Consider the following 5,748-nt stretch of genomic DNA (forward strand, 5'->3'; position numbering starts at 1 on the left):
TTTTTTCTGTCTAACTTTTGGGGTGCAGTTCAGATTTGTCGTTGCTTTTTTACATGGTTGCGATAGTCTTGGTAAAATAGAATTGCTCAATAAACCATTTAGAAAGGCTATCCCATACATATTCATTATAACACAAATAAAACAACTTTATCACTAGAAATCAGTTCTTTCTTGCTACAAGACCATCTCGTTTTTACTATTGAAAAAGTAGTGAAAACCTTTGAAGATTGTCACTTCCACGCCTTCTAATTGCCTATTCACAAGAGATTTTCTCTGGACGAAAAATTGAAAAAATGATGATTGAAAACCTCGCTATGCAGTACCTAACAGGACAGTTGGTTGTCAGCTACCGCACTATCAATAGCCCATTATCAGGAAAAATGACTTGAAGAATATAACTCCTCATGGCTTCAGACATACTCATGCTATCTTGATGATTGAAACGTGTGTAGATCCTGTTAACGCAGCCAAAAGGTTAGGGCATGCAAGTAGTCAGTTGACCTTGGATACTTATAGCCATTCTACAGTAGTAGGGGAGAAGAAAGCTATCACAAAATTTGTAGATTACCTGGATAGTGCAAAAGGTTAGTTTTCCAAGACGGTACCAAAAACGGTACTAAAAATAAAAAAAGCCAAATCCAATTTCTTGGAAAAGGCTTTGTATCAACGTTTTTAAGCAATAAATGCGGTTGATTATTTGAGACCGTATTTTTTGTTGAAACGATCCACGCGTCCATCTGCTTGAGTGAACTTTTGACGTCCAGTGTAGAATGGGTGTGAGTCTGATGAAATTTCCACACGGATCAATGGGTAAGTTTCGCCTTCGAACTCAACTGTTTCGTTAGAGCGTTTTGTTGAACCGCTAAGGAATTGGTAACCAGTAGTTGTGTCCATGAAGACAACTGGGAGATATTCTGGATGGATATCTTTTTTCATTTTGCAATAGTTCCTTTCTGCCATGGTCTCTTTGCGAGCCATAGATTGTTACCATACTAGTCTATCAGATTATGAAATGTTTGGCAAGTATTTTATCAGTTTTTAAGCAAGTTTTTTAACTTTTGGTATATGATTTCGTTTTCCTCTAGGCTATAGGAATTAGCACCGCTTGCTAGAGGGTGGCCTCCTCCATCATGTTCTTTGGCAATTTCATTGATAGGATGAATTTTACTGCGTAAGCGAACGCGGTAGTGGCCATCAGCCTGCTCCACAAAAATTCCCCAGAGACTGACGCTGTCAATCCGACCAGGAGCTCCTACAATAGAGGCAGTTTCAGCATCGGTAACATTAAATTGTTTTAAGACTTCTTGACTCAGGATAACACGAGCTGCACCATTTTCATCCACTTCCAGATGATCGTAGATGTAGCCTTGAAGTTTAGCAATTTTGTAGCTCATAGTGTCCATTTTTCGAGTGAGAGACGCAAAGTCAAAGTTATGTTCTCTCAAATAAGCAGCCAGGCGAAGAGTCCGTGCAGTTGTAGAAGGGTAGAGGAATCGACCTGTATCACCAACAATTCCTGCAAAGAGCAACTCAGCAGCTCGATCTGACAAGGCCAGTTGAGTTGTTTGGGCAAATAGGGTAATCATCTCACTAGCGCTACTTGAACTAGTATCCACCCAAGATAGGTCACCATATACATCATCATTTGGATGGTGGTCAATCTTAATGAGAAAATCACCTTGACTATAGCGTTTATCATCAATACGGGCAGTATTCGCCGTATCACAGACGATGACAAGGGCACCTTGGTAGGCACTATCTTCAACAAGATCCATCTCAGCCATCCAAGTAAGAGTTGGTTCATCAAAACCAACTGCTTTGATGGTTTTTTCTGGGAAATGATGTTTGAGAAGAGCTTTCAAACCCACTTGACTTCCCAAGGCATCAGGGTCTGGTTTCATATGACGATGGATGATAATCGTGTCGTATTCTTTGATTTTTTCTAAAATTTGATGGCAAATTTCCATAAATAACCTCAATTCTTTCTCATTTCATTGTAGCACAAGAATTTTTATTTTTAAAATGAAAAAGATGTGATATAATGGAGAAAGATAAATTGAGGAGGACGATATGGCATTAGCAAAAATTGTATTTGCCAGTATGACCGGTAATACCGAAGAAATTGCAGATATTGTAGCAGACAAACTACGTGACTTGGGCTTGGATGTCGATGTTGATGAATGTACAACGGTTGACGCTTCTGACTTCTTGGAAGCAGACATCGCTATCGTTGCGACCTATACTTATGGTGATGGAGAATTGCCAGATGAGATGATGGACTTCTACGAAGACCTAGCAGATCTCAACTTGAATGGCAAAATCTACGGAGTGGTCGGCTCAGGAGATACCTTCTACGATGAATTCTGTAAGGCTGTCGATGACTTTGATCGGGTATTTGTAGCGACAGGAGCAGAAAAAGGTTCAGAGTGTGTCAAAGTTGATCTTTCTGCTGAGGAAGAAGATATTGAACGCTTGGAACAATTCGCAGAAGAATTGGCTGCTAAAGTAGGATAAGCATGAACGTGCACTGATGCAATCAATCAGTGCATTTTTCTTATTATAAGTTGGGATTTTACTAGCCTATTTGGTGGCTTTTTGATACAATAATTCAAATAAAGGAGGAGACTGTATGGATTTAGATAGTATTCGTCAAGAAATTGATCAAATCGACGACCAAATTGTCAAACTGCTAGAAGAACGAATGCATTTAGTTGAAGGAGTTGTCGCTTATAAGAAGACTTCGGGTAAACCGATTTTAGATACCAAGAGAGAAGCGGTTATTTTTGAAAAGGTCAGAAATCGTGTAGAGGACAAACGATATCAGGAGACTATTGTAGCGACGTTTTCGGACATACTCAAACGTTCACGTGATTATCAGGATCAAAATATCAAATGAAAAAAGAACAATTTTATCCGCTAGGAATTTTTCTAGCTGCCATGTTGGGCGGAATGGTTCGCTACCTAGTTTCCACTTGGTTACCAGCCAGTCCTGACTTTCCTTGGGGCACTCTCTTTGTCAACTATCTGGGAATTTTCTGCTTGATTTATCTTGTCAAAGGCTATCTGGTATATAAGGGAACCAGTAAATGCGTTATTTTAGCACTAGGTACAGGTTTTTGCGGAGGTCTAACAACCTTTTCTAGTCTCATGCTTGATTCTGTGAAACTACTGGATACAGGGAGTTATCTTAGTTTAGTTCTGTATTTGCTTTTGAGCATCGGTGGAGGCCTGCTCTTGGCTTATTGTCTAGGGAGGAAGAAATGGTAATCGTCTATCTTGCAATCGCTTGTGGCTTCGGAGCACTCGTACGGTATTTCTTTTCCCGCTATAATCAAGCTTCTAAATTGCCAGTCGGAACGCTCATAGCCAATCTTTTAGGTTGTTTTTTGATTGGATTATTCTACAATCATGTAGAATCCAAGGAAGTCTATGCTATTTTAGCGACGGGTTTTTGTGGAGGGTTAACAACCTTCTCTACCTTGAATGACGAACTCCAAAGACTGTTAAGTGATAAGAAGGTATTTTATAGCTACCTAGCCTTAACCTACCTAGGTGGTTTGGTTGCGATTTTTTTAGGAATTCTGCTATAAATTTCTTTACTTTTTTGTGGAAATTTGGTAAACTGTATCTTGTGTGTAATGGACGCACAAAAATACAGTTTATCCGCTGAGGAAGGTTCCTCAAGATTGACAAAGATAGGAGAATAAAATGAATCCATTAATCCAGAGCTTGACTGAAGGTCAACTTCGTACAGATATCCCATCATTCCGTCCTGGTGACACTGTTCGTGTACACGCGAAAGTTGTCGAAGGTAACCGTGAACGTATCCAGATTTTTGAAGGTGTTGTTATTGCACGTAAAGGTGCTGGCATCTCAGAAAACTACACAGTTCGTAAAATCTCTAACGGTGTAGGTGTTGAGCGTATCTTCCCAATCCACACTCCACGTGTTGAAAAGATCGAAGTTGTTCGTTACGGTAAAGTACGTCGTGCGAAATTGTACTACTTGCGTGCTCTTCAAGGTAAAGCAGCTCGTATCAAAGAAATCCGTCGTTAATTCGACTAAAAAACTCTGCTTTTTCAGCAGAGTTTTTCTCTAGCTCCCTTAGTTCAATGGATATAACAACTCCCTCCTAAGGAGTAGTTGCAGGTTCGATTCCTGCAGGGGGCAATAGTTCAATCGAAAAAGCACTGAATGATCAGTGTTTTTTTCTTGTCCTAAAATGGAAACCATTTCAGATGAAAATCGATGTGTGGTATAATAGGAGAAAATATATGTACTAATTTGGTTGGGATTTCTCTCCTTATTATGAGGTCGGATTAAGTATTAGGATCTAGATTCCTGAAAAGAAATAATGATGTTTGAGTAAAGAAGGAAATAGAATGAAAATTTCTGGGACAAGCGGTAACATTACTTTTGACTATGAAAATGGCTATGTTTTAAAAGCAGAGGGAGAACTGCTGACTGATAATAGTTTTCTTGTATATAGGTCAAGCATAGAGAATTGGGAACCACCATACAATCATATTCCTATCTCACCAAAAGAGATTGATAAACTCATCGAGGAAGTAAATTCCATGATGACTGAGCAAACAGTTCTGATTGAATTTATCTGAGTTAGACTAGGAGAAGGACGATGAAAATTGATTACAGTGAACAGATGCTCACATGGGAGTGGGAAGGTAGTGAAATAAAGATAGAACTACCAGATATCATTCATGCGGAATATCATAAAGATGAGAACATTGTTATCGTCTATAGTGGAGAAAACTTTGTAAGTGAAATCATTTTCTACTTTAGTTTAGAAGGAAAATTGTTAGGGCGACAAAATCTACTCGAAGGAACCCTAGATTGGAATCATAATGGGAAGCATCAGGTTATTTTTCATCATTTACATTGTCTTCGCTTTAACCCTAACAATCAGCGTATATTCAGTATATTTCGCTCATCCAGCGATTTTGACGTTCCATCAGAACTAGAGGTTTATAATTTAGAAGGTGAGATAATCGACCAAATTGAATCTCCTGCAGGGTTTACAATGCTATACATTTCTGAGATAAGTAAAGAAAAACTGAGAATTGTATGTGAAGCTCTTAAAGAAGATTGTTTTGATAAATCTGGTCGAAGTGATTTCTATTTTAATTTAGATTTAGAAACTAGAAAATGGGTAAAAGATGGCTTCGCCTATTGAGGAAGAGAAAAAGAAGCCTGATTTTATGATATTCTGGTTGAGAGAAAAACTTGCACTAGGAGAATACAAATGAAACCAACAAAACTAGAATGGGAAGATGTTATCCATTTCGAAGAAGTAAAAGGATACGGGAAATCCATCTGGAAAAATGAGGATAAATATTATTTAGTTTCAGAAGAGGGAACTGTGGCTTCTTGGTTAGTAGTCTATGAACTACCACAAGAATTATTTACCTTACTAGATAGTGGAGAACGGACTCTACTTGAAATATTTTGGAAGATTAAGCACGATTCTTGGCCACCGACGGAAGAAGAAAAGAAAGCTAGTGAAAAACGATTTATAGAAGAGAGTCCTACATCATTAATTGATTTACCTGAAACTAGAGAGTTATTTACTCAGGAAGAACTTGAAAGATTAATTCCAATTGCTGAGAAAATGTGGATTGACTGGAGAGGCAAACTTCCAGATGATTATGTATCACCACTTAAATAAGGAAGGTATAAAATGAAACCAACAAAACTACAATGGGAAGATGTTATCCAGTTTGAGGAAGTTGA

The 5,748-nt window shown here is 38.4% G+C and carries 11 protein-coding genes, 1 tRNA gene and 1 pseudogene; 11 read left to right on the top strand and 2 right to left on the bottom strand.

From position 1 onward, the window contains the following. Positions 1-296: 296 nt before the first annotated feature. Together HMPREF2628_RS11280 and HMPREF2628_RS08480 are read left to right on the top strand one after the other, a co-directional pair. Positions 297-389 (top strand): hypothetical protein, encoded by a 93-nt coding sequence (locus HMPREF2628_RS11280; RefSeq protein WP_345773155.1) that lies wholly within the window; start codon positions 297-299, stop codon positions 387-389. Continuing rightward, a pseudogene (locus HMPREF2628_RS08480) lies at positions 368-589 on the top strand (tyrosine-type recombinase/integrase); the annotation flags it as partial. The gene HMPREF2628_RS11280 and the pseudogene HMPREF2628_RS08480, both read left to right, overlap by 22 nt. A 104-nt stretch (positions 590-693) precedes the next feature. Here the strand turns inward: HMPREF2628_RS08480 and HMPREF2628_RS08485 are convergent. Then, positions 694-936 (bottom strand): type B 50S ribosomal protein L31, encoded by a 243-nt coding sequence (locus HMPREF2628_RS08485; protein ID WP_070842898.1) that lies wholly within the window; start codon positions 934-936, stop codon positions 694-696. Between the two features lie 95 nt (positions 937-1,031). Next, a complete protein-coding gene (locus tag HMPREF2628_RS08490; protein WP_070842899.1) occupies positions 1,032-1,967 on the bottom strand; it encodes a DHH family phosphoesterase in 936 nt (311 codons plus the stop codon). Between the two features lie 103 nt (positions 1,968-2,070). Here HMPREF2628_RS08490 and HMPREF2628_RS08495 point away from each other — a divergent pair, with 103 nt between their 5' ends. The 9 genes from HMPREF2628_RS08495 to HMPREF2628_RS08535 all read left to right on the top strand — a co-directional run bounded on the left by HMPREF2628_RS08495 (position 2,071) and on the right by HMPREF2628_RS08535 (position 5,683). Continuing rightward, positions 2,071-2,514: a flavodoxin gene (locus HMPREF2628_RS08495; protein ID WP_001162125.1), complete on the top strand. Its 444-nt coding sequence runs from the start codon at positions 2,071-2,073 to the stop codon at positions 2,512-2,514. 115 nt (positions 2,515-2,629) lie between these two features. Continuing rightward, positions 2,630-2,896, top strand: coding sequence for a chorismate mutase (locus tag HMPREF2628_RS08500; RefSeq protein WP_070842900.1), 267 nt, complete (start codon positions 2,630-2,632; stop codon positions 2,894-2,896). Next, positions 2,893-3,267: a fluoride efflux transporter CrcB gene (gene crcB, locus HMPREF2628_RS08505; RefSeq protein WP_070842901.1), complete on the top strand. Its 375-nt coding sequence runs from the start codon at positions 2,893-2,895 to the stop codon at positions 3,265-3,267. The genes HMPREF2628_RS08500 and crcB (HMPREF2628_RS08505) overlap by 4 nt, the downstream gene beginning before the upstream one ends. Next, on the top strand, positions 3,261-3,590 hold the full coding sequence (gene crcB / locus HMPREF2628_RS08510; protein ID WP_070842902.1) for a fluoride efflux transporter CrcB: 330 nt from the start codon (positions 3,261-3,263) through the stop codon (positions 3,588-3,590). Before crcB (HMPREF2628_RS08505) ends, crcB (HMPREF2628_RS08510) begins: the two co-directional genes overlap by 7 nt. A 118-nt stretch (positions 3,591-3,708) precedes the next feature. Then, entirely contained in the window at positions 3,709-4,056 is a 348-nt protein-coding gene (rplS, locus tag HMPREF2628_RS08515; RefSeq protein ID WP_001068669.1) for a 50S ribosomal protein L19, read from the top strand. A 42-nt stretch (positions 4,057-4,098) separates the two neighbouring features. After that, a tRNA-Arg gene (locus HMPREF2628_RS08520) sits at positions 4,099-4,170 on the top strand. A 212-nt stretch (positions 4,171-4,382) separates the two neighbouring features. Further along, positions 4,383-4,616: an Imm74 family immunity protein gene (locus HMPREF2628_RS08525; protein WP_049487681.1), complete on the top strand. Its 234-nt coding sequence runs from the start codon at positions 4,383-4,385 to the stop codon at positions 4,614-4,616. A 20-nt stretch (positions 4,617-4,636) separates the two neighbouring features. Then, positions 4,637-5,191 carry a hypothetical protein gene (locus HMPREF2628_RS08530; RefSeq protein ID WP_049487682.1) on the top strand — a complete coding sequence of 185 codons (555 nt, stop codon included), beginning with the start codon at positions 4,637-4,639 and terminating at the stop codon, positions 5,189-5,191. A gap of 69 nt (positions 5,192-5,260) precedes the next feature. Then, entirely contained in the window at positions 5,261-5,683 is a 423-nt protein-coding gene (locus HMPREF2628_RS08535; protein WP_049490011.1) for a hypothetical protein, read from the top strand. The last annotated feature ends 65 nt before the right edge of the window (positions 5,684-5,748 follow it).

Origin of the sequence: Streptococcus sp. HMSC063B03 (genome assembly GCF_001836965.1) — a bacterium.
GTDB classification, from domain to species: Bacteria; Bacillota; Bacilli; order Lactobacillales; family Streptococcaceae; genus Streptococcus; species Streptococcus pneumoniae_F.